Origin of the sequence: Shewanella sp. GD04112 (assembly GCF_029835735.1) — a bacterium.
In the GTDB taxonomy this organism is placed as follows: domain Bacteria; phylum Pseudomonadota; class Gammaproteobacteria; order Enterobacterales; family Shewanellaceae; genus Shewanella.
Window position 1 is genome coordinate 618,477 of record NZ_JAOEAL010000001.1, and the last position, 25,938, is coordinate 644,414.

General features: G+C 47.4%; 25 protein-coding genes. 12 read left to right on the top strand and 13 right to left on the bottom strand.

Annotated elements, in window-relative coordinates:
- The first annotated feature begins 63 nt into the window (after positions 1–63).
- Positions 64–1,506: an MBL fold metallo-hydrolase gene (locus N7386_RS02730; RefSeq protein WP_279766981.1), complete on the top strand. Its 1,443-nt coding sequence runs from the start codon at positions 64–66 to the stop codon at positions 1,504–1,506.
- 132 nt (positions 1,507–1,638) lie between these two features.
- A complete protein-coding gene (locus N7386_RS02735; RefSeq protein ID WP_240520040.1) occupies positions 1,639–2,010 on the top strand; it encodes a hypothetical protein in 372 nt (123 codons plus the stop codon).
- Between the two features lie 67 nt (positions 2,011–2,077).
- On the opposite strand, the gene N7386_RS02740 is transcribed toward N7386_RS02735, so the two are convergent.
- Positions 2,078–3,433 (bottom strand): flavohemoglobin expression-modulating QEGLA motif protein, encoded by a 1,356-nt coding sequence (locus N7386_RS02740; protein WP_086902970.1) that lies wholly within the window; start codon positions 3,431–3,433, stop codon positions 2,078–2,080.
- Between the two features lie 280 nt (positions 3,434–3,713).
- Between N7386_RS02740 and N7386_RS02745 the strand changes: the two genes are divergently transcribed.
- On the top strand, positions 3,714–4,676 hold the full coding sequence (locus tag N7386_RS02745; RefSeq protein WP_086902969.1) for a PDC sensor domain-containing protein: 963 nt from the start codon (positions 3,714–3,716) through the stop codon (positions 4,674–4,676).
- 104 nt (positions 4,677–4,780) lie between these two features.
- Here N7386_RS02745 and N7386_RS02750 read toward each other — a convergent pair whose 3' ends face one another.
- Positions 4,781–4,957 carry a hypothetical protein gene (locus N7386_RS02750; RefSeq protein ID WP_011621344.1) on the bottom strand — a complete coding sequence of 59 codons (177 nt, stop codon included), beginning with the start codon at positions 4,955–4,957 and terminating at the stop codon, positions 4,781–4,783.
- 314 nt (positions 4,958–5,271) lie between these two features.
- Between N7386_RS02750 and N7386_RS02755 the strand changes: the two genes are divergently transcribed.
- From N7386_RS02755 to rimK, 4 genes are all read left to right on the top strand, one after another.
- On the top strand, positions 5,272–7,425 hold the full coding sequence (locus tag N7386_RS02755) for a CHASE domain-containing protein (RefSeq protein ID WP_279766985.1): 2,154 nt from the start codon (positions 5,272–5,274) through the stop codon (positions 7,423–7,425).
- Positions 7,422–7,856 carry a response regulator gene (locus N7386_RS02760; protein WP_279766986.1) on the top strand — a complete coding sequence of 145 codons (435 nt, stop codon included), beginning with the start codon at positions 7,422–7,424 and terminating at the stop codon, positions 7,854–7,856. The genes N7386_RS02755 and N7386_RS02760 overlap by 4 nt, the downstream gene beginning before the upstream one ends.
- A gap of 9 nt (positions 7,857–7,865) precedes the next feature.
- Positions 7,866–9,584: a GGDEF domain-containing response regulator gene (locus tag N7386_RS02765; protein WP_279766987.1), complete on the top strand. Its 1,719-nt coding sequence runs from the start codon at positions 7,866–7,868 to the stop codon at positions 9,582–9,584.
- A 166-nt stretch (positions 9,585–9,750) separates the two neighbouring features.
- The gene (rimK, locus tag N7386_RS02770; RefSeq protein ID WP_011715746.1) at positions 9,751–10,656 is read left to right on the top strand and encodes a 30S ribosomal protein S6--L-glutamate ligase; all 906 of its coding nucleotides are present in this window, start codon (positions 9,751–9,753) and stop codon (positions 10,654–10,656) included.
- A gap of 50 nt (positions 10,657–10,706) precedes the next feature.
- On the opposite strand, the gene N7386_RS02775 is transcribed toward rimK, so the two are convergent.
- The 4 genes from N7386_RS02775 to N7386_RS02790 all read right to left on the bottom strand — a co-directional run bounded on the left by N7386_RS02775 (position 10,707) and on the right by N7386_RS02790 (position 13,362).
- A complete protein-coding gene (locus N7386_RS02775) occupies positions 10,707–11,399 on the bottom strand; it encodes a TorF family putative porin (RefSeq protein WP_011715747.1) in 693 nt (230 codons plus the stop codon).
- 288 nt (positions 11,400–11,687) lie between these two features.
- Entirely contained in the window at positions 11,688–11,960 is a 273-nt protein-coding gene (locus tag N7386_RS02780; RefSeq protein ID WP_011715748.1) for an HU family DNA-binding protein, read from the bottom strand.
- 146 nt (positions 11,961–12,106) lie between these two features.
- Positions 12,107–12,904, bottom strand: coding sequence for a response regulator (locus tag N7386_RS02785; RefSeq protein ID WP_086902964.1), 798 nt, complete (start codon positions 12,902–12,904; stop codon positions 12,107–12,109).
- A 74-nt stretch (positions 12,905–12,978) separates the two neighbouring features.
- Complete coding sequence (locus tag N7386_RS02790; RefSeq protein WP_086902963.1) at positions 12,979–13,362, bottom strand: hypothetical protein; 384 nt, start codon at positions 13,360–13,362, stop codon at positions 12,979–12,981.
- 125 nt (positions 13,363–13,487) lie between these two features.
- On the opposite strand from N7386_RS02790, the gene N7386_RS02795 reads away from it, so the two are divergent.
- Positions 13,488–13,997: a DUF4240 domain-containing protein gene (locus N7386_RS02795; protein ID WP_279766988.1), complete on the top strand. Its 510-nt coding sequence runs from the start codon at positions 13,488–13,490 to the stop codon at positions 13,995–13,997.
- Between the two features lie 6 nt (positions 13,998–14,003).
- Here the strand turns inward: N7386_RS02795 and N7386_RS02800 are convergent, their stop codons facing one another.
- Both N7386_RS02800 and N7386_RS02805 read right to left on the bottom strand, forming a co-directional pair.
- Positions 14,004–14,318 carry a hypothetical protein gene (locus tag N7386_RS02800; RefSeq protein ID WP_279766989.1) on the bottom strand — a complete coding sequence of 105 codons (315 nt, stop codon included), beginning with the start codon at positions 14,316–14,318 and terminating at the stop codon, positions 14,004–14,006.
- A 149-nt stretch (positions 14,319–14,467) separates the two neighbouring features.
- The gene (locus N7386_RS02805; protein ID WP_011715752.1) at positions 14,468–14,776 is read right to left on the bottom strand and encodes a hypothetical protein; all 309 of its coding nucleotides are present in this window, start codon (positions 14,774–14,776) and stop codon (positions 14,468–14,470) included.
- A gap of 272 nt (positions 14,777–15,048) precedes the next feature.
- On the opposite strand from N7386_RS02805, the gene N7386_RS02810 reads away from it, so the two are divergent.
- Complete coding sequence (locus N7386_RS02810; protein WP_279766991.1) at positions 15,049–15,573, top strand: DUF3016 domain-containing protein; 525 nt, start codon at positions 15,049–15,051, stop codon at positions 15,571–15,573.
- 22 nt (positions 15,574–15,595) lie between these two features.
- On the opposite strand, the gene N7386_RS02815 is transcribed toward N7386_RS02810, so the two are convergent.
- Together N7386_RS02815 and N7386_RS02820 are read right to left on the bottom strand one after the other, a co-directional pair.
- Positions 15,596–17,347 carry a GGDEF domain-containing protein gene (locus tag N7386_RS02815; protein ID WP_279766992.1) on the bottom strand — a complete coding sequence of 584 codons (1,752 nt, stop codon included), beginning with the start codon at positions 17,345–17,347 and terminating at the stop codon, positions 15,596–15,598.
- 138 nt (positions 17,348–17,485) lie between these two features.
- Entirely contained in the window at positions 17,486–17,794 is a 309-nt protein-coding gene (locus N7386_RS02820; RefSeq protein WP_086902958.1) for a prephenate dehydrogenase, read from the bottom strand.
- Positions 17,795–17,842: 48 nt separating this feature from the next.
- Here N7386_RS02820 and N7386_RS02825 point away from each other — a divergent pair, with 48 nt between their 5' ends.
- Positions 17,843–18,739: a TraB/GumN family protein gene (locus N7386_RS02825; RefSeq protein ID WP_279766994.1), complete on the top strand. Its 897-nt coding sequence runs from the start codon at positions 17,843–17,845 to the stop codon at positions 18,737–18,739.
- A gap of 173 nt (positions 18,740–18,912) precedes the next feature.
- Here the strand turns inward: N7386_RS02825 and N7386_RS02830 are convergent, their stop codons facing one another.
- Complete coding sequence (locus N7386_RS02830; RefSeq protein ID WP_126512382.1) at positions 18,913–19,698, bottom strand: methyltransferase domain-containing protein; 786 nt, start codon at positions 19,696–19,698, stop codon at positions 18,913–18,915.
- A gap of 708 nt (positions 19,699–20,406) precedes the next feature.
- On the opposite strand from N7386_RS02830, the gene N7386_RS02835 reads away from it, so the two are divergent.
- Positions 20,407–21,237 (top strand): MaoC/PaaZ C-terminal domain-containing protein, encoded by an 831-nt coding sequence (locus N7386_RS02835; protein ID WP_084796712.1) that lies wholly within the window; start codon positions 20,407–20,409, stop codon positions 21,235–21,237.
- Between the two features lie 53 nt (positions 21,238–21,290).
- Here the strand turns inward: N7386_RS02835 and N7386_RS02840 are convergent, their stop codons facing one another.
- Positions 21,291–22,181 (bottom strand): aldo/keto reductase family oxidoreductase, encoded by an 891-nt coding sequence (locus N7386_RS02840; protein ID WP_126512383.1) that lies wholly within the window; start codon positions 22,179–22,181, stop codon positions 21,291–21,293.
- Between the two features lie 240 nt (positions 22,182–22,421).
- Between N7386_RS02840 and N7386_RS02845 the strand changes: the two genes are divergently transcribed.
- On the top strand, positions 22,422–24,134 hold the full coding sequence (locus N7386_RS02845) for a formate--tetrahydrofolate ligase (RefSeq protein WP_279766995.1): 1,713 nt from the start codon (positions 22,422–22,424) through the stop codon (positions 24,132–24,134).
- 79 nt (positions 24,135–24,213) lie between these two features.
- Here the strand turns inward: N7386_RS02845 and N7386_RS02850 are convergent, their stop codons facing one another.
- Entirely contained in the window at positions 24,214–25,869 is a 1,656-nt protein-coding gene (locus N7386_RS02850; protein ID WP_011715761.1) for a mechanosensitive ion channel family protein, read from the bottom strand.
- Positions 25,870–25,938 lie beyond the last annotated feature (69 nt).

The window sequence follows — 25,938 nt, forward strand, 5'->3', positions numbered from 1 at the left end:
TTTTCTTTTAGGAATAAGGGCATAGTCTATCTTTAAAAGAGATAAATATGCTGGAGGCAGGCTATGCAGATGACATTGCAGTTTTTGGGCGCGACCGAGGAAGTGACTGGCTCGTGCCACTTACTCACAGTGGCAGGTAAGCAAATGCTGCTCGATTGCGGTCTCATCCAAGGTGGCAAGGCCGATGAGTTACGTAATCACGAACCTTTTAGCTTCGATCCCCTTGCGATTTCAGCCGTTGTCTTGAGTCACGCCCATATTGATCATTCGGGCCGCTTACCCCTGTTGGTTAAGGCGGGCTATACCGGGCCGATTTTTACCCATAAAGCGACGGCAGAGCTGTGTGCCATCATGCTGAAAGATGCCGCCATGTTGCAGGTGCGCGATACCGAAAGAACCAATAAAAAGCGTGCTAAGCATGAGTTGGAGCCTTTAGAGCCGCTATTTACTGTAGAAGATGCGGAGCAGGCCATCACTCAGTTTGTATCGCTTGAATATGGCCAAGTCACCCAAGTGATCCCCCATGTGGATATTTGCTTATCGGATGCGGGGCATATTTTAGGCTCGGCACTGGTAGAGCTTTGGTTGGGAGAAGGGAAAGCGCAGAAAAAACTGGTATTTAGTGGCGATCTTGGCCGAGCTGGCATGCCGATATTACGTAATCCCACCTTAGTCGACACCGCCGATTTAGTGCTAATGGAAAGCACCTACGGTAATCGTTTCCACCGCAGTTGGACAGATACTCTGGACGAGTTAAAGGCGATTTTCGCCAAGGCGGTGACCGAGAGCCACGGCAATATTCTGTTGCCGGCTTTCTCCGTGGGGCGTGCGCAGGAGCTTTTGTATCTATTTCATTTATATGCCAAAGAGTGGGATCTCTCCCGCTGGAAAGTCTGTCTCGACAGTCCTATGGCGATTGAAGCGACGCGGGTGTATGTCAATAATTATCCCTTAATGGACGATGATTTTAAGCGCTTTACCCGCCAGCATCCGGGGCAACATCCGTTATTGTCGAATGTAGAATTTATCCAAACGACTGAGGAGTCTATCGCCCTTAACGATGTGCACAAAGGGTTGATCATTATTGCTGGCAGCGGCATGTGTAACGGTGGCCGTATCCGTAGTCATTTAGAGCACAATCTATGGCGCCCTGAATGCGATGTGATTATCTGCGGCTATCAAGCACTTGGTACGCCGGGACGCGCCTTAGTTGATGGCGCCGAGGAACTCACTATCCATGGTAATAGCATCAAAGTTGCCGCTAAATTACACACTGTCGGTGGCTTATCGGCCCACGCGGATCAGGCGGAGTTATTACGTTGGTATCGACATTTTGAAGCGCAGCCGCCCTTGGTGCTTGTTCACGGTGAACCCGAAGCCCAGCAGGGATTAGTCGCTGTGATGAATCAAGACTCGAAAACCAAACCTAAAGCGCTGGCCATCGCTACCCGTGGCGATATGTTGGATTTAAATGCCTTACCCAAATTAGTTTGGGTGACTAACTAGACAAGATAACGTTCTTAATTAGTTAATTTTGTTGCATTATTGACATTGAAGCATGCTTGGTTTACACCTTTAAGCACTTTAGTTATAGCTACTGTATCTCGCTGTGATAGACAGGCTCAATGGAATGAAATAATGATAATTCGAAAAAGCTATTTGCTCGTATGTATTCTTTTACTTGCCGGATGTAGCGGGGCAACGTTTAGAACCAATGTCGGATCTGTGGCGTTAAATAATGCGATTGCTGGCACTGTGGAAGTGTACACAATGGCGGAGTTATCGCGACATAAATACGTAGGATTGGGTGAAGTGTCTGCAACCTATTGTAAAAGTGAGATCGACCCAACGGTAAAAGTTGATATTGATGATTTGAAAAAGGATTTAAAGCTTCAAGTACAGAAATTAGGTGGTAATGCGATTATTTTCTACGAGTGTGGCAAGGGGATCTATCCTGCTTGCCAGCAGTATTTAGAGTGCAATGGCGAAGGATTCGAAATCGAAAACTAAGCCTTAGAAACTCAGTCTTAACATTGAAGGCTCACATTGTTTGTGAGCCTTCAATGTTAATGGGGGTTTAGTCCGAGTTATTATCAAATTCAGTGTCGTCGAGTAACTCGAGGCTTGGGTCGATACTGGGCACGTCTTTAAATAAGCGGGTGAAGTGACGTTGCACCCCTTTCAGATCGATACCTGCTAATCCTGAGGCAAAACCAAACCAAGCATACAAGCCGCTGAAGTTGTCGAACATCGGCGGCAAATACTTAGGCGGCGTCAGAATTCCTTCTTGGCAAGCTTGATAGAGCACGGGGATGTCCTCAATGGCGAGTTTGCCTAAAAACAGCATAGGGATCAGTTCGGGTAAACCCGATGTGATGGCGCTGCGGATAAAGTTGATGTTTTCGACATAACCACGCACATAGGAAATATCTTTGGTAAAAAAGCTGCCGCCTTCGACCATGCCGCCACGAAACACCCTTTGTGTGACTCGATAACTGTCCTTAGCGCTAAGATTTAACTCTCTAAAATAGTTAAATACTTCAATAAAGTTTGCCCCATTTTCCGCCATATCTACCGCAGCGACACGATCGCTAATACGGCGGGCGCGGCCTGGGTTAGAACTTAGGGTGAGCATTTCGAGTAAGACGGCAAGCCCTTCTTGGGTGGCGGCTACGCGGGGAGAACCGACGCTGAGCCAAGTCGCATGGGGTTGAGCTCGACCATTGAGGGTGGTACCCACATGCACCCAACCTTCATGTACTTCGTACACATTGAGATCTGACTCGCTGAACATGGCTTTGCTGTTGAGTTTGACCGTATCGCCACCCACTGCGGCGTCAGACACAATCCCGTCACTCAGCCGCACCCGCATATCATCACTGTGAAAGTACTTTTCCAATCGCTGGCTCAGTACATTCACGGCTTCGGGGGCACTGATGATTTTGGGGTGATGCTTATTCATATGCCGCGCGGCGGGCAGGGAGAAGATATAACTGAGTTTATCGCCCAATTGGCGCAGGGTGTGGCGATCGCCATGTAATCTGTGGCTGGCGCTGCCGTAGAGTTCTTGGCTCAGCTGACCAAAGACAGGGGTTCCTCGATGACCCAGCATATCGACAACTAAGCGATATTGGTCGACGTTAGCAACTAAGATCTTACCCAGCTTGTCTTTTTTACCCAAACGGCGGTGGATTTCTTGTTTTAAGGCAAGCAGCTCTGCTTGGGTTTTAACGGGATCGAAGGGCAAGGCAATTTTTTGATAAAAATCTTGGCTAATCGCTGGCAGAACAGTGCCTTTACTGGAGAGAAAGCGCTCTTCCATTTCCCGTGGCCATTTGATGGCATCTAAAATTTTAATCGGCGTTTGGATGCGGATAAGCTCATCGGAAAGGCGGCGTAAATCTTCTTGATACTGGGCTAACGACTCTGACATTCCCGTAATCCTGTTGCTACTTGGACGATAAAAATTAGCTTAATCATAGCGGTAAAGCCGCTGTATTTATAGGTTTCTTCCCCCAAGCAATTGAATATTGTCGATTAAATACCTTAAACACTATCGATTTGATGAATCATTTTGGTGCAATACGGCTTATTTTAGCGCGAGATAGCGTTAACTTAATCTCATAACCCACTGTTAAACATTAACTTATTTAGCTGGCATCAAAGCTGCTTTGGGTGTTTGAGCAATGGGATAACGTCGATGGGAGAGAGTTATGGCTGCAATGAGCTATTTGAGTGTGATTGAGCGTTATCACGAATACGAGACCACAGTGCATGAGCTGATGGAGTCCATTTTAACGGGGATTGCCGATGCGGACTTATTTCACCAACCTAAAGTCGATATCAAGGCCATGAAAGGCATTGCGGGCAGTTACCCCTTTGTCGAGCTGATGTATTTGCTCGATACCCAAGGAGTGCAAATAAGCCAAAATATCACAGTGGTCGATCAGCAGATCAAGTTAGTGCCCCTTGGGGGGAATCGCGACCGCAGTCAGCGGCCCTATTTTACTAATCGGGATGAGTCCGATGGCGTCAATATCACTCGCCCTTATTTATCCAATGCCAGCGGGAACTTATGTTTATCAGCCTCCTTAGCGATTGTGCAGCAGGAGCAAAAGCTGGGTTATCTGGTCGTCGATGTGGATTTGACACGAATGATTGAGTTTATGATGGGCGACAGTGCTCGTCGGCGAGTAACGCCAGCCTTTAAAGCCGTGTATGGCTTGATAGTCGCAGGGCTTTTTGTGCTGGTGATGGCGCTACTTTGGACGGCGCTTAGGGATATTTATGGGTTATTTGTGGTGGATCATGTCGGGCAAGATCCATTGCAACCTTTTGGGATCATAATCTTTATGACTCTAGCGTTAGCGATCTTCGACCTTGGGAAAACCATTCTGGAGGAAGAAGTGTTAATGCATAAGGATATTTTTCGCCACAGCTCCACCCGCCGAACCATCACTCGCTTTGTTTCAACGATTTTGATCGCCATTTCGATTGAGGCGTTATTGACCATGTTTAAGGCGTCACTGGGCGAGAAACAATATATCGAGCCAGCGATTTGGATGATGTTGGCCGTGGTAGGGTTATTAGTCGGTTTAGGGGCTTATGTGTATCTCGGGGCAAAAGCAGAATGGCTGCTGATTAAAACTCAGGCTTATAAGAGTGGCAAAAAGTAGCATCAAAAGAATAGTAAATTGTACACCCAGCCCCTAGGAGCTGGGTGAGGCTTTTAGAAAAACGTCGGGTTTGAGTCACCTAACGCCTTAAGGGAACGGGCAGCTTAGAAAAAGTCGTCATCTCCTAATGCACGTCTTAACTCGGCGCGTTCGAGGTAATCTTCTAAGCGCTTCTTAATTTCGCGCTTATGTTGCATTGCCTCGGCTGCTTTGCTGTTTCTAGGGGTGGTCATTGCCTCAATTTCAGTATCGTTGGGCACGACTTCAGTAATATGAGCCATAACGAATTCCTCATGTTGTTCCTAACGCCTTTCTATCTAAAAAGAGTGTGGCAGAAAAGCAAAAAATTTTGCGAGTCAACGTAAAATTTTCTTCCCGTGGTGCCGAAACGCGACGTCGTAGGCTTGTCATATTATCGCGCTATTTTGGGCTATTTCAGCGAGTGCTGAATTTTGTGATTAAGCGCATAACTCATTATTTTTATTTTCTAAGTTAATTCCTACTTAAATGGTCGGATTGACTTGAATTTGCCTAAAACACCAACAACACTTGGAGAAGTCATTATCATCAATTTGGTGCTAGGGATTTAGCGTGTATGGACATGGATAGTTTCCCCGATTCTTTCAGCCCCTCAAAAAATGTTTATGCCAGCGTAATCAGTTCCAGTTGGTTGATGTTACTCGCCGCCGTTTTTTTTATGGGGATATCCTGGTATGTCCTCGAAGAATATTTACGAGACCGGGGTGAAGAGCGTTTTAACAATAATGTTCAAGATCTTATTGCTGCCGTCAGCAGTCGCATGACCGCCTATGAGCAAGTATTACGCGGCGGAGTTGGATTATTTCTGGCCTCTGATGGGGTGACGCGCCATGAATGGCAACTCTATGTTTCTAATGCCCGCTTAACCGAGTATTACCCAGGAATTCAAGGTTTAGGCTTCGCGCAGCTCTTAACTCCAGCCAACTTAGATTCCTTTACGCAAGAGGTGCAACAGGAAGGTTTTAGCGATTATCGAGTCACTCCCACAGGTGAGCGGGAGTTCTACTGCGCCATCAAATACCTAGAGCCATTTGACTGGCGCAATCAAAGGGCATTTGGTTTTGACATGTGCTCAGAGCCTACCCGCAGAACAGCCATCTTACATGCCATTGCCACAGGGCTTCCCACCGCATCGGGTAAGGTCACCTTAGTGCAAGAAACCCCGGATGATGCTCAGGCTGGCATTTTAATGTATGTCCCTTTATACCGTGGTCAGCCGATGACGGAGGAAGAGCGTAAGCAGCAGGCCATCGGCGTGGTGTACGCCCCATTTCGTATGAATGATCTGATGCAAGGCATTATGGGAAAACGTTTTTCGGGATTAAAACTGGCGATTTACGATGGCATGGAGGCCAATAACGAGAGCCTGATGTTTAGCAGTCATAAAGCCTTGCCCTCTACAAATGATGTGTTTTATCAATCCCAGCTAGAAACCATGGAGGGTCAAGTTTGGCGTTTAGAGGTGTCCTCCGAGTCACGCTTTATCTCAAGCGCGGAACAAACCCAGAGTGTATGGCTACAGGTGATTGGGAGTGCGTTTATCTTAGCCTTGTTTTACTCAGTGCTGACGATGGCGCGAAATCGTTATCAAGAGTCGAGGTTAACCGCAGAGTTAATTGCCAATGAAAAACGCTTCCGCCTCGTGATTGAAGCTTCACCTAGTGCGCTCTTTATGGTGGATAGAAAAGGCATTATCACCTTAGTGAATACCCATGCCGAACGCCTATTTGGTTACGCACGGGATGAGTTACTCGGGCGTTCAATCAATATGTTATTACCCGAGGGATTAAGGGAGATACATCAGCGGCATATGGGCAGTTACCTCGCCCAACCGATTGCGAAAAACATGTCACTGCGAGACGACTTGTTCGGTTGTTGCAAAGATGGAACTCGCTTGGCGATTGAAGTGGGGCTAACACCCATCCACTTCAGCAATGGCGTGTCGATATTGGCAACGATAAACAATGTGTCGGAGCGTAAACGCATCGAAGCGCAGCGGATTGAGCATACGGCTGAACTTGAGCGGATCAACAAGGAACTCGACCAGTTTGCTTATATCGCTTCCCACGATCTTAAGTCGCCATTGCGGGGCATTGAACAGCTAACGAGTTGGTTAAGTGAAGATTTGTCCGAGAACATGGACGAAAACGTTCAAAAATACTTAGGGTTAATCCAAAGTCGCATCCAACGTATGGTATTGCTACTCGATGGTTTGCTGATGTTTTCGCGGATTGGGCGAGTCGATGCGGAGATTGTCGATGTCGATTCACGGCAACTGATTGAGGATATGTTCGCCTTAGTCGCACCGCCGCAGGGCTTTTCCCTCGAGCTCGAAGGGAATTTCCCACAATTTAAAACCGTAAAAACTCTGCTCGAATTAGTGATAAGGAATTTATTCAGTAATGCGATTAAACACCATGATCAGGCTGAAGGTGTGATTAAAGTGGTGTGTAGTGCCTCCAACACCCATTACTGGTTTAGTGTCATCGATGATGGTCCTGGCATATCCACTAAATACCATGGCAAGGTATTTGAGATGTTCCAAACGCTTAGGCCGAGAGATGAAGTGGAGGGGAGCGGTTTAGGTTTGTCGCTAGTCAAAAAGACGGTAGAAAGTCTTGGTGGAAAAATTCAACTAGAATCAGAGGGACGCGGTTGTTGTTTTCGATTTAGCTGGCCGATGCGCATAGTCAACAAGGAGGGGATATGAGCAGCACCAATAACTATAAACAAGTGACGATTTTATTGGTCGACGACGATGATGTGGATTATATGGCGGTGCAGCGGGCGATGAAGCAACTGAGATTGCTCAACCCCTTAGTACGTGCACGAGATGGCCTAGAAGCATTAAGTATTTTGACCCGCAGTGAAACGATAAAAGGTTCCTACCTTATTTTGCTCGATCTTAATATGCCCAGAATGAATGGGTTTGAATTCCTTGAACATATTCGCTCCGACCCAACCCTGTCTTCCTCCGTGGTATTTATGCTCACGACTTCGAGTACCGATGAAGATCGGATGAAGGCTTATAGTCACCATGTCGCAGGCTATATGGTGAAAACGGATATTAAGGATGGTTTCAACAACATTTTCAATATGTTGGAAGGTTATTGGCGCATAGTGGAGCTTCCAACCGTATAGGGTGTGTATATGGATTTACTACTGATCGATGATGATGAAGTCGATAGAACTGCGATTATTCGGGCACTGCGACAGTCCAAATTAGCCTTCAATGTGGTTGAGGCAAATTGTGCTTTCGATGGCCTTAACTTGGCTCTCGAAAGGCATTTCGACGGTATTTTGTTGGATTATCTATTACCCGATGCCAATGGTTTAGAGGTGCTGATCAAACTCAATTCGATGACTCAAGACCAAACTGTGGTGGTGATGTTGAGTCGTTATGAGGATGAGAAACTGGCGCAGCGCTGTATCGAGCTGGGCGCGCAGGATTTTCTGTTAAAAGATGAAGTCAATTCACGGATCTTAAGCCGTGCGATTCGTTACGCCAAACAACGTTCCTCCATGGCCTTGGCCCTAAGAAATAGCCATCAAAAACTCAAAGAGTTGGCTGAGCATGATTCTCTAACCAAATTAGTGAACCGCTACGGGTTTGAACTGTGTTTGAACCGCGCTATAGCAAGGGCAAAACGCAGCAATGACTTTCTCGCAGTTATCTTGCTCGATCTAGATGATTTTAAAGCAATTAACGATACTTTAGGTCATCAAACTGGCGATATCTTACTCGTCAAAGTCGCCTCGCGATTAAGCTCAGTGCTGCGAGATGGTGATGTGATCGCCCGCTTAGGTGGCGATGAGTTTGTGGTACTCGTGACCGACAATGACTACAAATATTTCCCTATGATAGTCGCCAATCGCCTGCTTAAGGCCTTTGAGGAGGTTTTCTGCCTGGGTGAAAACGATGTGATGATTGGCGCCAGTATCGGCCTGGCTTTTTATAATGAGGCCGCCTCCGATAGTTCTGAGTTGATGAAATGCGCCGATATTGCCATGTATCGCGCCAAAAAAATGGGGCGCAACCAAATTCAGTTTTATTCTGAGGCCTTAGATAAAGAAGTCCGTTACCGTAATCATATCGAATCCAGCTTACGCATGGCGCTAAAGCAGAATGAATTCAAGGTTTATTATCAGGCACAAGTAGATTCTCAAACCCATCAAATGATAGGGATGGAGGCGTTAATCCGTTGGTTGCATCCCCAAGATGGTTTGATTGCACCGGATCAATTCCTATCCATTGCAGAGGAAATTGGTCTGATGGAAGAAATCGGTGACTGGGTGCTTATCGAAGCTTGCCGTCAAGCACAGGAATGGCTCACGCGGTTAATCCCCGTTGGACATAGCTTTACCATTGCAGTGAATTTGTCGGCATCGCAAATTGGACACATTGATCTATATGAAAAAATTGTCCATGCCCTCGAGGTGACCGGATTAGATGCGAAAGCGCTAGAGCTTGAGATTACCGAAAACAGCTTAATTGAAGAACCCCATGAACATGCCAAGGTGCTCGATAGAATTGCGCAACTTGGAGTGCGATTTGCACTCGATGACTTCGGTACAGGCTTTTCATCCCTAGAACATATAAAACTCTTTCCAATCAGTGTATTAAAAATTGATAAGAGCTTTATTGCCTCCTACGATAAGGATGACAAAGATACGCGGTTACTCGCGGCATTACTCAATTTCGCCTATGGTTTTAACGTGACATCGGTTGCCGAAGGCATTGAAACGGCTGAACAAGCCGAGTTTTGCACCGCACGAAATTGCAATGTGCTCCAAGGGTATTTATTTTCGCGGCCCTTAGAAGCGAGCGAATTTGAGGCCAAGTACATTACTCCACTACTTACAAAATAATGACCCTAAATTGTGAAGATTATCTTACGTTTGGCTAAGGCTGAGGTTTTCGTCTGGTGAGGAATATTTTCTTGCTTTACACTCAGCAATAGACAAATATCAGCGCCCCTTTCTGATGCAGTGTGCACAGAGCTTCAATCACAGTGTTTAATTTGGTCATTTGGCAATGAAAATAGGTATCTTATCCCAGTTCCCTGAGTTGTATTCCACCCGACGCCTAGTGGCGGCCTGCGAGAGCCGTGGTCATGAGGCTGTGGTTATTAATACCTTGAATTGCTACATGAATATCAACTCCATCAAGCCGAGCATTCATTACCAAGGCCAAGAATTAACGGGGTTCGATGCCATTATCCCGCGCATTCACGCCAGCGTGACCTTTTATGGCTGCGCGGTAGTGCGCCAGTTCGAAATGATGGGGGTATTTGCCGCCAATGACTCTATTTCAATCGCGCGTTCACGGGACAAGTTACGCGCGCTGCAATTACTTTCTCGCAAAGGCATTGGCATGCCTATTACTGGATTTGCCAATAAACCTAATGATATTCCCGATTTGATTAACATGGTGGGCGGCGCGCCCTTAGTGATTAAGTTGCTGGAAGGCACACAAGGGATTGGCGTGGTATTGGCCGAAACTAAAACCGCTGCCGAGAGCGTGATCGAAGCCTTTTTAGGGCTGAAAGCCAATATTATGGTGCAGGAATATATTAAGGAGTCCAACGGCAGCGATATTCGCTGTTTTGTGGTCGGCGATAAAGTGGTGGCTTCGATGAAGCGCCAAGGACCCGAAGGAGATTTTCGCTCTAACCTGCACTTAGGTGGCTGCGGTGAAAAAGTGAAAATCACCCCTGCGGAGCGCAAGATGGCGGTCGCCGCAGTGAAAGCCATGGGCTTAGTGGTGGCGGGCGTCGATATTTTACGCTCGAATCGCGGTCCGTTGATCCTTGAGGTGAACTCGGCGCCCGGTATTGAAGGGATTGAACAGACCACGGGGATCTCGGTCACTGAACCCATCGTAGAGTACATTGAGAAGATGGTATCGGCGCGTAAATCGAATCGCGCCGTGATTGCCTAATAAAAAACGCCGCGATTATCGCGACGTTTTTGTTTTACTCGCGCTTAATCTTATAAATCAAAGCCGTAGGAATAGCCTAAAACTACCTTGGCATCATCACCCTGCAGATCTGTATCTGACACCATAAATGACACGGTTCCCATGCTGGTATCGGCACTCAGAGTAACGTTGTAATCTGCGTAGTTATCTTCGCCAAACCAAGATTCAACCACATCGCCACTGGAGTAGCCGTAGTGCAAAGACAGGCTGAGTTTATCCGTCAGCGGGAAAGATGCTGTGGCCGCAAGGTAACTCATATCCTTGTTATCTAATGGCTCGGCTGCGACATCATCACCCGCATTGATCACCTGTGAGTAACTGAGTTCAAACCATTTCCAGGTGATAGCGCCGTGCAGTTCACCAAAATCGATGCTGCCTTCGGCATCGGGATAAGCGTAGTAGAGGTAACCAATATCGTAGCTGAGGTCTTCGGTGATGTTGCCGCCGTAGCCTGCGTAGAGATCCAACTCATAGCTTGTATCGTCGCCAAAGTCGACATTCGATGCCCAAGTGCCAGCATAGAATCCGGAGTCATGGCTGTAGTCTATGCCTCCTTGGATAGCGACCGAATCATTGGTTTGAGTGACCCCGCGCCATAGATAGTTAGACGTGCCGCCAATATTGCCGGACACGGCCGCAAAGGCGTTGGTGGTTAGTAACAATCCCGTCGATAATGCCAAAACGCTGTACAGTGATTTTCTCATTCTCATCCCCTCGATTGACTTATTTATCGATTCACTCATGTCACCACCGAGCGGGTGACATTGGTGCATCATGGTTTTTTCTGATAAGGGAATTGCTAATCACATGCCATTATTTGAACATCATTAAAAACAAATGGTTACAAAATCATTGTTAATAAAATGTTTTAAAATGCTCAAAAATGGAGCGGTGCGCGCACTGTATTTGTGCAAATAATCATCTTTCATGCTTTTCGCCGGGCAAAAAAACGCCCCACAAAGGAGGCGTTTTATAGAATGATGTCGAGCGAATTAGTTCACACTATCACGCAAGGTTTTACCCGCTTTAAACTTAGGCACAGTGGCTTCAGCGATCTGGATTTCTTTACCTGTCTGTGGGTTACGGCCAGTACGAGCTGCGCGAGTCGTGGTTTCAAAAGAGCCAAATCCAACGATAGAGATCTTGTCACCGTTTTTCATTGATTCAGTAATAGCTGCTTCGAAAGATTTCAATGCACGTGCTGCTTCAGCTTTAGTGATATCGGCATTTTCTGCAATCTTGGCAATAAGTTCAGTTTTGTTCATCTTTATTGTCTCTTCTTTCCGTAGATTTATTAAGTCAGCGTGCCTAACATGCCACAAGGTTTAGCCGTTGGAAAGCCCTTTGCTGCGGGCTTGTGTCCTATAAGTAACAAAAATGCAGAATATTTACCCCATTCGTGACTTAGGTTTTATTCTTCGAGCAGTTGATATAAGAGCTGCTTCACCAATTTGGGTTCGAAGGGTTTATCGCACAGGGCATTGACTCCCGCCTGAGAGACATTGCTCAGGTGAGCATCATTCGCTTCCGAAGACACCATTAGGATAGGCACATGGGATTGCTGGCTTTCATTACGGATAAATTGAGTGAGTGCTAGGCCATCAACACTGGGCATATTGTAATCGGTAATGATCAGGTCAAACATATTATTACGCATTAACTCAATGGCTTGAGCGCCATCTTCCGCTTCGGTGATCTGCTTGATCCCAAGGTTGCCAATGGTACGTTTAATCACATTGCGCGCCATGCGGCTGTCATCGACCACGAGCACACGCACGTCATGCACATCGAAGTGACTTAGGTCGAGTTCATCGTGGCTGAGCAAATCGATGGTCGCATTCAGCGCCTTACCTAAGTGTTCGGCATTAAAAGGTTTTGGCAGAATCGCGACCACGCCAGACTGGCGGAAAATTTCTAATTGCTCGCGGCGACATTCGCTCGAAACCAACATAAATTGAATGTCTTTATATTCGCTGTTGGTGCGCAGGTAGCTTAAAAACTCGGTCGCGGTGCCATCTTCAAAATACATGGCACTGGCGATGAGATCCGGCTTGTGGCGGGCAATCAACTCCCTTGCTTGGGTCAAACTTGCGGCATTTTGGATGCTGATAATGCCTTCTTGCTGTAAACGCTTGATGATAATGCGGCGCTGGGTTTCCGATGGCTCAACAATGAGAATCGAGAGTTCGCTAGGCGATAAATGAGTCATAGTGGCTGGCTTTATCAGGTCTTTTAGGGAGCCGTTAACTTAGGCTAGAAACAAGGGCTTAGCAATAAACAAGCTTACGCTTTTACCTTTGCGGTTAAATAATGATGGGTGATGCGGGAAAAGGCTACCCAATACTGTACTAACAATAAGGCGATGATGCTTAAGACTAAGGGCAACATAGGGATGTTGTGACCTTCAACCACTACTTTGACGTCTTGCGGGGTAATTTGATAGGCGATAATCGCGGTAATCCCCAATGCCGACAGGCCTAAGGTTTGTAATCCAATATAAATTTTCAGCACTAAGCTAGACCAAGGTGCCTGTGTGAGTATGCCAAACAAAACCGGCAATACACCTAAGCTAAAGAGGTCGAATGAACCGGTAGCAACGGCACGTAGTAGTGCTGCCACAGCAAACAGGGTGTAGAGGGCAATCAGTAGAATAAGGCGTTTAGGCATAGGGTTAGCGTTTATGGCTGATTTTAAGTGGAGCAAGTGTAGGAAAAGCCCTGAACTGAGTCCAGCATAACCGTATTATCATGTAGAATACGCCTTTGCTTAGGCATTCAATATTAGGTTAAGTGATGACAGAAGTAGAATTTTGGGACTTAGTGACCCGCAGTGAACCCGCGCAATCCCAGGAATCTTTAGCGCAGGCATTAAAGCAAAAGTTGGCAGAGCTGAGTGACGAGGAGTTAAAAGCCTTCGATAAATTGTTTGGCCAACAGATGCGTCGTAGCTACTTATGGTCGGTATGGGGAGCGGCTTATATCATCACTGGCTGTGATTCCGATTATGCCTTTGCTGAATTTCGCGCGTTTCTGATCTCACTTGGGCAGGCCCGTTATGAGGCGGTGATTGCCAATCCTGACACTTTGGCGCAGTTACCAGCATGGCCCGAGAAAGACGGCTACGCCTATCCTTTTATTGAAGATTACGACTTGATCGCGGGTCAACTATTTGAAGACAGAACGGGTAAGGAGTTGCCTTTTATGCCTTCGGGTAAGGCGACACCTGCGGGTAAAAAATTTAGCACTAAGCCCAAAGATTTAAAGCAGCAATATCCTGAGCTTAGTGCGCGTTTTCCGTTTTAATTTGGCTTACGAGCGTAAGCAGGCATTGCTGCTGATATCGAAGGTCATGCCGTAGCGAGGGCAAGTTTGGCGCATCAGTTGATGCTCTTGCTCCGCTAATTCGCGGCTAAAGTCTTGGTCGAGCTGTTCAGTCATGCGCTCTTCTGCCTGCTGTTGTGACTGAGCCAGTTTATCAAAGTGCGATTTCACCACTTGCTGCTGCGCAGCGCTGAGGGTGGTGGCATGGCTAGGTAAACTGACGAGTGTGCCTAGGGCGAGCAGTGTCAGTAAGGCAAGCTTTGCCATCATAGGTTGTTGTAGCTTTGCGGTTGTTAGTTTCATAGATCACTCCAAATTTAAATTACCGATAATCGGTTAGTCTTTAAATCGTCGTTTGGCTTTCATCGTGCATCCATGACAAACAAAACCAAAGGTATTGCTGAGAAATTAAGCATACTGGAGGGATCTTGAACCTTGGCTGAACCGCTATCTTACTGCTCGTTTCGCATCTCTTGGCATTGAAAACCCTGTTTACGGGAATCGAAGCCGCACTTTAGACCACACTCCCAAGGCACATTATCGTAAAAGGAAGATTGCTCCTTGGCATAGTCACGACAGGCTTCATAACTGTCGAAATTATCCATTTTCTTATACTTCCCAGAATCATAACCATGGGTATAAATAAAGGATGACCAGGTTTCGGGGCGCGTGTCTTTCTCTCCCGAAGAGATAAACCAAATGGCGCTGGCAAAGCATGTAAAGAGGATTAACACAAACACGGGTACAACGGGGAATTTCATTTTTGAGTCGTGGTCATAAAAGATTGAGCGAAGGATAATACTTTTTTAAGTAAGATGCGCGTTAAATGATCACAAATTAATAACTTTGCACTCGTTTGGTGCGTTAAGATACAAAAAGATACGGATTGATAGCGATTAGCTTAAATTATTTACCAATCTATACAAAAGCTTACTTAGTCTATGCTGTCATAAATACGATTTTGCATTAAGCTGAAGTTCAGGTTAGATTTTGTACGGTATATGGCAGAAACAATTAGGCCTAGGAGGCAAATATGAAAGTTCAGTTCTTATTACTCGCCAGCGTGTTGAGTTGCAGTGCTGTATGGGCCGCAGACGAGGCGAAAACCGACCCAGTGACAGAAGATGGGGTGGTTAAGATTGTTTGGCAAAACCCAAAGGATTTCCGTGATATTAAATCATCGGGTGAAATTCAGTCCCGTTATGAAAAGCGTTTATTCGATACCTTAACCACCAATATCAATAAAGAAGCGGCAAAGGTTTTAAAACCGAATCAAAAGTTAGAGATGACGGTGACCGATGTCGACTTAGCCGGTGATATGCGCCCAACCTTTGGTGCTACAGCCGATGATTTACGGGTGATCAAAGAGATTTATCCACCACGCATGACCTTTAGTTATCAAGTGCTTGAGAATGACAAAGTGATCATCGCCGGGGACGAAAAGCTTTCAGACATGGGCTTTATGACGGGCATTCAACCTATCACTGACAAGCCATTTATGTATGAGACTGAAATGCTGCGCGATTGGTTAAAGAAAACCATCGCACCTAAACTCTAGGCGCATCTGTCACCACTCTCGCCTAAGCGCTTAGGGCTTGGGTTATATTGAGTTCTTCTAACAGGCAAAATCCGTTACTTGCGGATTTTGCCTGTTTTTTTGCCTTGGCACTTAAGGTCGATAGGCTATGTTCATTACAGTTATAGGTATGGGCGGGGGTAAGCACGCCGACACAGAGGCTGATTAGCTTGTGATAACAGGCTTGTCCTTGCCTATCATCGGCGAGCATTTCTTGGGCTTGCCAGTGCTCTGCACTATAAAAGAGCGACTTATTGGCCTCAAAATCCGTCAATATCCGTTGGCAGCGGTCGATGAGTTGCTCACAGGTGCTGATCACCACAAAGTCATCGCCACCGACATGGCCGATAAAACAGTTGTCCGTCTTGTATTTAACTAACAGATTGGCAACCTCGCAGATCACCTCATCGCCGCGGCAAAAGCCGTAAATATCGTTATAGGGCTTGAACTGACAGAGGTCAAAATAGGCCAAGTAGAAAGGCTTTTGTTGGTTTCTGAGGCGTTTGAGTTCTTCCTGAATAGGCACATTACCGGGTAAATCCGTTAGCGGATTGGCATGCCTTGCCATCTTGATCCTGTGCTCGGTGATCCGCTGTAGTAAATCTTTAGTGTGGCCAATGCCGAGCAACTTGCCACGGCGCAGAATGATAAATTGCTGGGCGACAGTATTGGCGCTCTCCGAGGTCAGTAATTGACTCACAATCGACAGGGGCTCGCTGGCTTCAATCTGCAACACTTGCGGGTCCATCACTTCACTTACGGCGTGGTTTTCATGAAGGGCTCGACCATAGGGCGTGCTAAAAAGTTCCAGCAAAGTCGCTCTACTGATAATCCCCAGCGGCAGTTGATCTTGCACCACAACCACGGCCTGTAAGGCGGGTTGAGAGCTAAAAGTATCGCTTAAGTGTTTAAGCTTAAGTGTCGGTACCACAGTAATTGCGCTGGTGCAGAGGCTTTCGGCGGATTCGCTGTATCTGGGCTGAACTTGGGTATTATTCAGCACTAAGGTCGCTTTCATTGCGCGACTCGGCTGCGCCTCGGGGCGTCCGAGCAAATACCCCTGACAATAGACTATGCCTAGCTGTTTGAGTACGGCGAGTTCTTCTTGGGTTTCAATCCCTTCGGCAATCACTTTGCAGGTGAGGCTCTGGCACAGTTCGACTATCGAGCGCACAAATTCTTGTTTAACCGGGGTCGAATCGATTTGGTGAATAAAGTGGCGATCGATTTTCACATAGTCGGGTGATAACTCAGACCAAAGACGTAAACCCGAGTAACCCGCACCTAAATCATCGATAGCGGTCATAAAGCCTTGGCTGCGATAGTGATTCAGGCAAGATTTCAGTAAGTCGATATCGTCGGCGGGATATTGCTCCGATAACTCAATCACCACCTGTGAAGGTGAGATCCCAAGCTGCTGTAACAGTTGCAGCGTCATGCCCTTAGGATGGGTGGGATCGAGCAGGGCCTTAGGGGAAATATTGATAAACAAACGGCCTTGGAACTGGCGCAGTTTAAATTGTTCCAGCGAAATACGGCGGCATAAGGTCTCAAGCTCGCTCAATTTGCCCTGATGCTCCGCGGTTTTAAACAGCGGAATGGGTGAGTAGAGTGGGCTGTGCTCTGGCCCGCGGCTCAGGGCTTCAAATCCGTGGATCTTGTGTTCCAAGATATTGAATATGGGCTGAAAAAGCGGGCTGATTGCCCCCTTTGTGATTATCTTATCAAGCTCTTTTGCCAGATCTAAACTCGTCATTACTTCAGCCCCCACGACAATGTTTGCGGAGTCTATGACTTAGAAATGACAAAATGATGACAATTTTGTTTGCCGAAAATCCGTAGGTTGGAAATGAGAGCAAACGCTGAAATTGATGATATTTCAGCGTTTATTGAATTAGCTCTGCTTTTTAAAGGCGTGCAAGGTTTTGAGTAGGGTGGCCAGTTGGCGCACTAAGGTTTCTAGTGCGGCGGGATCTAGGCTGCTCTGTTGTTGCAGCTTAGTGAGGTCATCCACTAATTCTTGCACATAGGGCAAAAAGCGGTTGCTCGACACCATAAAGCCTTGTTCGGCTGTGAAAATACTAGTGAATTTCCCATGGCCCGCTTTTTTCAACTCATCTAACTTAGTGTCAGCGTCTATGGCTTGGCGATAGGCGATTTGAAGGTTTTCTTTCAGTTGCTCTATAACCTTAGTGTGTGGCATAACAGCGTCTCATTGCAAAATTTGCAGGAATTATAAGGGGCAAAGGATATGGCAACAAGTCGGTGGAGACTATTACTGGCGCTGTGTGGCGTCGCAATGTTTACCTGCGGGCCGAGTTGGGCGGCGCAAACGGATAAACCGCCGTTTTATCAGGTGCAATGGCAGGGGAAATCCGCTTACCTTTTGGGTTCAATCCATATTGGCCGTGCCGATTTTTATCCTATGCCAGCGCAAGTGGAGGCGGCATTTACCAAATCCAAGGGATTAGTGGTTGAAATCGATACTAATAAAATCGACAGCCGCGCCCTATTGCAAAAGTATGGTATGGCGACTCATGAACAGGGGCTCGATTGGCAGAGCCGAGATAAGCAAACGGTAGAGGTGATGCGCCACTATTGTGAAGACAAGGCAAGCTTATGCCAGTCGATTCAAGCCTTTGCACCTTGGTTGCAGGCATCTCAACTTAATCTTTTACGTTACAATAGCTTAGGCTTTAGCACCGACTATGGTGTCGATATGCAGTTACTTGGACGTACGGGTAAGCCTGTGTATCAGTTAGAGACGGCTGAGTCGCAGTTCCAATTACTGGCCTCCTTCGATAGCCAAGTCCAGTGGTCTATGGTGCGCGAAGCCATTAATGCCTCTGATGCCGAACTACTCTCGCTGGTTGAGGCGTGGCGCTCCGGTGATGAAACTGCACTTGATACTTTGATGCAGGAGCAGCTTGGCGGTGAGGGCGATACCCTGATGCTGGATAAAATTCTCTGGCAGCGTAATAAAGTCATGGCCGATGGCATGATGAGATTGATGACCGCAGAAGCCGCCAGTGAGCCACTATTTGTGGTGGTGGGTGCCGGCCATGTGGTGGGTGATAAAAGCGTGGTGCAGCTACTTAAACAGAAGGGCGCCACCGTAATCGCCTGTTGGCGTGAGCAATGTGACTGATATCGCTGCGTGACGGATGATTGGGGTTGGCACTCTGGTGTTGAAAGCACAGGGGTTGAAAGCACTGGTGTTAAACGCACTGGGGGTGAACACACTTAGTGCGCAGAGCGAGTGTCTAATCAACGGCTTTTAAACAATAAGGACGCCTTGGCGTCCTTTATTGTTTCGCGAGCTTATGCGGATGTGTCGGTTGCGGCGCTTTGCCCCAGAAAATGCACATATCGGCCGAGCGAAATATAGGGCTCACGTTGGGAATATTCGAGCTCCATCGTCAGCAACTTTTGATAGTCAAAATCCGCAGGCTGATGTTTTTTCAAATAGTCGTGAATGACTCGCACGCCAGATTCGCGCAGCAGGGTCATGTGCCATTCAGCAAACCATTGTTTAACATCATGAATATAAAGCGGGTGCGTGGGCGTGAGGCGCACCTTCTTCTTCACTTTAAGATCGGCGGCAACATAGTCGAAATTACCCGACACTAACGCATGAAAGCGCATCGCTTCTTTATTGTAAAACATCAGTGAAAACAGCCCATTGGGCTTAAGCATAGTCAGCAAGCCTTCCATGGTGGTTTTCGCATCGGCCAGCCATTCGACTACGGCATGGCAAAGGATAAGATCGAACTTGCCATGTTCGTCGACTGATAGATCCTGAATCGGTGCATGAACCAAACGGATTGCCAATGGCGTGTCGCTGGCATCGATTTGTGTTTTCGCTTGGGCAAGCATTTCAGCGGAAATATCGCACAGCACCACTTCATGGCCCAGATGTGCCAGCTTTTGGCTGAAATAACCAAAGCCGCCGCCCGCATCTAAAATCCGCAATTTTTTATCGCCCAATTGTGCCAAGGCGGGAGCGAGATCGCGCCATAATACGGCGGCACGGATTTCACCTTTAGGGGTGCCATAAATGTTCTTCGCGAACTTTTGCGCGAGTTTATCGAAATTCTTATCTTGCACGGGTTAACTAAGTTAAAGACTGGGGGCGATAGTGTGGCACAGGCGTAATATTTTCGCACTCGCAGTGTGGATAAGGCAAAGTCATGCAGGGCCATGTTTTTATAATATATTGATTTTTAATAGGATAAAAAATCACAGTAAAGTTGGGGATATCCAGAACTCTATCCGCTGGGGTATAATCACGCCGTTTTCGATAAACCTGACTCTAATATACCCAAGCGACCTGAAGATATGAGTTTCAGAGCGTCTAGGGGGCTTCAATTCAAGGCGCATCAATGAAGGAATGTGAACACCTTGTGAATTGATGCAACACCGAAGTGGAGTGCCCTAGGCGCTCCGTCTCGGCGGGTTTTAACGCTCTTTATGCTGTGTTGGTTATTTTTAACTTAGTCCACTAGGTCCGCAAATAACCGCAAGCACCATGGAAGGTGTGAATGTCATTTATGCAGGAGCAATAAATGACCTTGCCTAAAGAGCGTTACATTCCCGCTGAATCCTCATCTTCAGGTTGTTTGGGTATAATTGTCCATTCGGTGAGTCAGCATCAGCCCTTTTTAGACACAGTTTTGCCTGTTTTACACTCGTGAGCTTTTTGATTTTTCAGATGTTATGCATCTGTACGGGGTATTTCTGGTTATTCGTGCGTAGGGATAGTTAATTAAAAGGTACTCAGACTTGAATAATGCATATTGTGTTGAATTGAACGCGATGCCCTCGCTGTTTTCTCTTTATCGCAAGATTTTCTTTGGTCGTAAGCCCGGTTGGGATCAACAGCCCTTACCTTATATCAAGGTGTCGGCGCCCAATGTGCAAGTGTCCGAGGCCAAAGTTAGCCAATATGCCCAAGTGTGTGGCTTTAATTTCGACGGTAAAATATTACCGCCAACCTATTTGTATGTGATGGCATTTCGCCTGCATGCGGTGATTTTTACCCACGATGGTATTACCTTCCCGCTGCTGGGGATGATCCATTTAAAGAACCGTATTCAAGTCTATCGTCCGACGACAGTCGATGAAGTGTTCTCCCTCGAATGCGCGTTAACGACCAGCCGTGAAACCGATTCAGGCTTAGAGTTTGAATTTGTCTCTAAGGCATTTGTGGGCGAAGAGCTGGTGTGGGAATCGTTGTCGACTTACCTCTATCGTATCGAGACCGCTGGCCGCCGTGTTCGCCCACCTAAGGCGCTTGAAATGGCTTGGGATTCACCCCAATCATGGGAATTGAGTGAAGATTTAGGTCGTCGTTATGCTAAAGCATCAGGCGACTATAACCTGATCCACCTGCATCCCGTGCTGTCCAAACGTTTCGGTTTTGACCGTGTGCTGGCCCACGGTATGTGGTCTAAGGCGCGCTGTTTAGCGGAATTAATGCCTGAGATTGGTGAACGCCCCTTTGTGGTCGATGTGGCCTTTAAGCTGCCGTTACTGATGCCCGCAGAAGTGGGATTTGGTTACGAAAAATCACAAGATAAGTGGGTATTTGAGCTACGAGACAGTAAAGGTCGCAGACCGCACCTCAGTGGTGAAGTGCAGCTTTAAGCATGATGAAAACGGCGCCTAAGGCGCCGTTTTTGTTGGTGTTGTTTACAGTGCTAAGGCACGCTGTGTCCGGTTGATGCTTGCCAGATACTAAACCATTGCTGCCTGTCTAGGGTGAGTGACTGTGCAGCCACCGCTGTTTTTATCCTCTCGATATTGCCACTGCCAATAATCGGCACGGGCCGACTCGGTAACATCCGCACCCAGGCATAAATCACTTGACTGATATCTTGGGCACCAATCTCATCGGCGATGACGGCTAAGGTTTGTTGCAGGCGAATCGCCTGTGGATGGTTATTATCAAAGATCTTACCGCCGCCTAAACACGACCAAGCCATAGGCCGAATGTGCCGCTCCTGACATAAATCGAGAGTACCATCGTGCAAACTCGCCATTGTTAGCGGTGAAATTTCGATTTGATTGGTGATTAAAGGCTCAGCTAATCTCGACTGCAATAATGAAAACTGCGTGTTGGTGAAGTTAGATACCCCAAAGTGTTGCACTTTGCCCGCCTGTTTTAAGTCAGCAAAGGCTTCGGCCACTTGATCGGCGTCCATTAAAGGATCGGGTCTGTGGATCAGCAGCAGATCTAAATAATCGGTTTTCAGCTGCTTTAGTGATTGCTCCACACTGGCAATAATATGTGCCTTGGAAGTGTCGTAGTGGTTTACGTAGCGCTCTGGGCGACAATCGAAGGCGGGCTTAATGCCACATTTGCTGACCAATTGCATCTGCTGCCTTAAGGCGGGTTTTAGCGCTAACGCCTCGCCGAACAGGGTTTCGCACTGGTATTGGCCATAAATATCGGCGTGATCCATAGTGGTCACACTTAGGTCTAAATACTGTTCTATCAGGTTAAGCCGCTCGGCAGGTGACATTTGCCAACTGTGCATTCGCCAAAAGCCGGCAACAAACTCTGAAAAACTAAAAGGGGCTCCGCTCATGTTGTTTCTCTTTTGGGAATCTGTATTTTGTAGGGGAAAGGACCCGAGTCGATTTATTTGATGCAGATTAAGGAATCGCTCATTAACCCTTTCGATGGCTATATATCTTAAAGCTAATCACCTAATATCCGCCATATTCAATCAGCCGTTGCTGATACTTACCGATTTTGCATATCTATTTTGTATTTCCTGCTCGCATGCCGAGCGGGGATACCAAAATACCCAAGGGAGAGATGACCCATGCTAACCGATATGGATATTTCGCGCCGTGCGCACCTAAAAGATATCGCAGCGCTTGGCGCCGAATTTGGGTTATTGCCCGATGAGATGCAGCTATTTGGCACGACTAAAGCCAAGGTAGATTTACGTGTGCAGCAGCGTTTAGCCGAGCAGCAACAGGGCAAACTGATCATTGTCACCGCCGTGACACCAACGCCCCACGGCGAAGGCAAAACCGTTACCACCATTGGTTTAACCCAATCCCTCAAAGCGCTAGGTAACAAGGTGTGCGCCTGTATTCGTCAGCCCAGTATGGGCCCAGTATTTGGGGTGAAAGGCGGAGCCGCTGGTGGCGGTTACGCCCAAGTGGTGCCCATGCAGGAGCTGAATCTGCATCTAACAGGTGATATTCATGCCGTCAGCAGTGCCCATAATCTTGGCGCGGCGGCGATAGCCTCTCGGCTATATCATGAAACACGTTTAGGTAAGGCCGAATTTGAGCAGCAGTCCGGGCTGAGTTACTTAGATATAGCGCCAAATGGGATCCGTTGGCACAGGGTGGTCGATCATAACGATCGCTGTTTACGTGAAATAGAGGTTGGGCTAGGTGAGAATAATGGCCCAGCTTACACTTCTGGCTTTGATATTACCGCCGCCTCTGAGTTAATGGCGATTCTGGCACTCAGTCGTAATCTGGCGGATATGCGCGCGCGCATTGGCAAGCTTGTGCTGGCAGTCAATCGCCAAGGTGCGGCTATTAGCGCGGAAGACCTTGGCGTTGCCGGCGCGATGACGGCGATCATGGCGGATGCGGTAAAACCCACCTTGATGCAGACCTTAAACGGTGCGCCTTGTCTTATTCACGCAGGGCCATTTGCGAATATTGCCCATGGCAACTCGTCGGTGATTGCCGACGATATCGCCTTAAAACTGGCCGATTTTGTGGTGACGGAAGGCGGTTTTGGCTCCGATATGGGGTTTGAGAAATTTTGTAATATTAAGGCGCGCCAGTCTGGATTAGCCCCGAGCGCTGCGGTGTTAGTGACCACCTTAAAGGCATTGAAGGCAAATAGCGGCTTGACGTCGGATGCGGATATCAATGCGCCCGACCAAACCCGTCTCGAGGCGGGATTTGCCAACTTAAACTGGCATATCAACAATGTGGCGCGTTACGGTATTCCCGTTGTGGTGGCTATTAATCGATTTGCAACCGATACGGATGCCGAGCTTAACTGGTTGATTGAGGCCGTTGCGGGCACCGCCGCCTTTGGCTGCGAGCTTAGCGAGGCTTTCAGCCAAGGTGAGGCGGGGGCATTGGCCTTGGCGCAAACCGTCATGCGCGCCTGTGAGCAGCCAAGCGAGTTTACCCTGCTATATCCCGATGACATGGCGCTTGAGGCGAAATTATCGACCTTGGCTGAAGTTGGCTATGGCGCTGCTGGGGTGAGTTTATCCGAGGCGGCTAAGCTGCAATTACAAGAACTCAGTGCCCTCGGTTACGCCGATTTACCCGTCTGCATGGCAAAAACACCCTTATCCATTAGCCATGACCCTCAACTTAAAGGCGTACCGCAGGGTTTTATCGTGCCTGTGCGCGAGTTAGTGTTAAATGCTGGAGCCGGATTTATTACCGCGCTGGTGGGGAATGTGATGACTATGCCAGGGCTTGGATTAGTTCCGGGCTATTTAAAGATTGATATCGGCGCGGATGGCGAGATTACCGGTTTAGGTTAATCGTTTAACGGTTTGAATATAATCAAAAAGGCGCAATCTAGGATTGCGCCTTTTGTGTAGTTATCGCCTTGGCGAAGCGTTATTTACTGGTTTGGTAAATATGCACATCGCGCTGCGGGAAAGGAATGCTGATGCCCTCGGCATCGAAGCGCATTTTCACTTCGCGGGTAATATCCCAGTACACATCCCAATAATCTTCGGGTTTAGCCCAAGGACGGACGATAAAGTCGACCGAGGACTCCCCTAAAACGTGCAGCTTAATTAGCGGTGCAGGGATTTTTTGCACCTTAGGATGCGCCTCAACAATCGACTTAAGCACGGCTTCGGCGTGCTCAATATTGTCGCCATAGCCAATGCCGAAGGTCATGTCGACGCGGCGTTGGTGCTCGGCGGTAATATTGTTAATGGTATCACCCCAAATCTTGTTGTTAGGAATAATAAGCCTTTGGTTATCTAACGTTTTAATTGTGGTGGAGACTAGGCTCATATGGCTTACGCGCCCCGTTACACCAGCGGCGCTAATCAAGTCACCCACATCGTAGGGACGATAGATCAAAATCATCATGCCCGAGGCAAAGTTCGAGAGTGAATCCTGCAGGGCGAAACCTATGATCACACCGGCGATACCAAAGCCTGCCAATAACGGGCCTAACTCAATCCCAAGCTGGGAGAGGGCTATCAGTACACCGATAGTGAAGACCGCTTTTCCCGAGAGCGAGGTAAAGAAGTCTTGCAGTAACTTACTAAAATTTAACTTAGAGTTACTAACGGTATTGCTCACAATCTTCTTCGCCAGTTTGCCCGCAAGGCTTGCGACAAACAGGATCATACAGAAGATAAATAGCTTAAAGACTAAAGTCGGGCCATGGTTGATGGACTGTTCTTTGGCCGTATGCAGCCATTGTTCGACTAAGCTTGAGGCCACATCGATACTCAAGACATCCTGAGTGATATCGCCTGAGATACTGAACAGGGTCTTTTTCAGTGAGGCGGTGTTTTGCTCGAGCGCATCGAGTAAGTCGATATCTATGCTAAGGCTCTGGCTATTGAGCGCCAATCTGTCCTTTAGCTGCATGACGCGACTGGTTTGCGCGGCGGTCACATCTTTACCGGCATTAGTGGCGGCGTTAACTGCATTTTGTAACTGCTGCTGGGTAAAAGTGACAAAGCTATCGAAGTTATCGGCGCGACTTAAGAGAATTTGGGTCAGCTCTGCTTTCTGCGCTGCGACATCTTCGCCCATTTGGCCGAGCCAGTTTAAGGTCTCGAGTCGTTGTTTGTAGTTGTTGTCCTTATCTAGCTCACGTTTAGAGATTTCGAGTAAGGTCGACTCATCATCCGCCGAGCCGAGTTTATGGGACAACTTGGTGACGATATCATTGAAGTAGTCGTTGATTTTAAGATTAAATGTCAGCTGCTCTTGCACCAATGCCAACATAAAGGCTTTATCGTAGTTCTCATCTTCTAACAGCACTTTAATCTTATTGCGTAGCTGCAATGTCTTGTTTTGAATGCGATATTCAACAATGGTGCGCAACTCACCTTGGGATTGGGATAAGCGCGCAATATCCTCTTTAATCGCTGACTTTAGCGTAATTAATTCGTTTTGGGCTTCGTTAGGGACGGTAGCGGTTTGAGTGGCGGCAACGGGTTCGGCTGCATCCGTCGCGAAAACCTCGGTACTCAATAGCAGGGGAAAGCTGAGGGCGAACATGAATATGAGTGAGCGGCGCATAGGCGTTATCTTCAATAAAAATAGGTAGGTACATAATAGGAGCTGCACTAAACACTGTAAAATTAGAAC

Excerpts from the sequence above, each read along its gene's own strand:
- N7386_RS02775 (WP_011715747.1), bottom strand. The coding sequence starts at position 11,399 with ATGAGAAAATCACTGTACAGCGTTTTGGCATTATCGACGGGATTGTTA.
- rimK (WP_011715746.1), top strand. The coding sequence starts at position 9,751 with ATGAAAATAGGTATCTTATCCCAGTTCCCTGAGTTGTATTCCACCCGA.
- N7386_RS02840 (WP_126512383.1), bottom strand. The coding sequence starts at position 22,181 with ATGAGCGGAGCCCCTTTTAGTTTTTCAGAGTTTGTTGCCGGCTTTTGG.
- N7386_RS02845 (WP_279766995.1), top strand. The coding sequence starts at position 22,422 with ATGCTAACCGATATGGATATTTCGCGCCGTGCGCACCTAAAAGATATC.
- N7386_RS02760 (WP_279766986.1), top strand. The coding sequence starts at position 7,422 with ATGAGCAGCACCAATAACTATAAACAAGTGACGATTTTATTGGTCGAC.
- N7386_RS02735 (WP_240520040.1), top strand. The coding sequence starts at position 1,639 with ATGATAATTCGAAAAAGCTATTTGCTCGTATGTATTCTTTTACTTGCC.
- N7386_RS02745 (WP_086902969.1), top strand. The coding sequence starts at position 3,714 with ATGGCTGCAATGAGCTATTTGAGTGTGATTGAGCGTTATCACGAATAC.
- N7386_RS02850 (WP_011715761.1), bottom strand. The coding sequence starts at position 25,869 with ATGCGCCGCTCACTCATATTCATGTTCGCCCTCAGCTTTCCCCTGCTA.
- N7386_RS02785 (WP_086902964.1), bottom strand. The coding sequence starts at position 12,904 with ATGACTCATTTATCGCCTAGCGAACTCTCGATTCTCATTGTTGAGCCA.
- N7386_RS02835 (WP_084796712.1), top strand. The coding sequence starts at position 20,407 with ATGCCCTCGCTGTTTTCTCTTTATCGCAAGATTTTCTTTGGTCGTAAG.
- N7386_RS02825 (WP_279766994.1), top strand. The coding sequence starts at position 17,843 with ATGGCAACAAGTCGGTGGAGACTATTACTGGCGCTGTGTGGCGTCGCA.
- N7386_RS02780 (WP_011715748.1), bottom strand. The coding sequence starts at position 11,960 with ATGAACAAAACTGAACTTATTGCCAAGATTGCAGAAAATGCCGATATC.
- N7386_RS02750 (WP_011621344.1), bottom strand. The coding sequence starts at position 4,957 with ATGGCTCATATTACTGAAGTCGTGCCCAACGATACTGAAATTGAGGCA.
- N7386_RS02800 (WP_279766989.1), bottom strand. The coding sequence starts at position 14,318 with ATGAAACTAACAACCGCAAAGCTACAACAACCTATGATGGCAAAGCTT.
- N7386_RS02730 (WP_279766981.1), top strand. The coding sequence starts at position 64 with ATGCAGATGACATTGCAGTTTTTGGGCGCGACCGAGGAAGTGACTGGC.
- N7386_RS02740 (WP_086902970.1), bottom strand. The coding sequence starts at position 3,433 with ATGTCAGAGTCGTTAGCCCAGTATCAAGAAGATTTACGCCGCCTTTCC.
- N7386_RS02795 (WP_279766988.1), top strand. The coding sequence starts at position 13,488 with ATGACAGAAGTAGAATTTTGGGACTTAGTGACCCGCAGTGAACCCGCG.
- N7386_RS02810 (WP_279766991.1), top strand. The coding sequence starts at position 15,049 with ATGAAAGTTCAGTTCTTATTACTCGCCAGCGTGTTGAGTTGCAGTGCT.
- N7386_RS02755 (WP_279766985.1), top strand. The coding sequence starts at position 5,272 with ATGGACATGGATAGTTTCCCCGATTCTTTCAGCCCCTCAAAAAATGTT.
- N7386_RS02815 (WP_279766992.1), bottom strand. The coding sequence starts at position 17,347 with ATGACGAGTTTAGATCTGGCAAAAGAGCTTGATAAGATAATCACAAAG.
- N7386_RS02765 (WP_279766987.1), top strand. The coding sequence starts at position 7,866 with ATGGATTTACTACTGATCGATGATGATGAAGTCGATAGAACTGCGATT.
- N7386_RS02805 (WP_011715752.1), bottom strand. The coding sequence starts at position 14,776 with ATGAAATTCCCCGTTGTACCCGTGTTTGTGTTAATCCTCTTTACATGC.
- N7386_RS02820 (WP_086902958.1), bottom strand. The coding sequence starts at position 17,794 with ATGCCACACACTAAGGTTATAGAGCAACTGAAAGAAAACCTTCAAATC.
- N7386_RS02790 (WP_086902963.1), bottom strand. The coding sequence starts at position 13,362 with ATGCCTAAACGCCTTATTCTACTGATTGCCCTCTACACCCTGTTTGCT.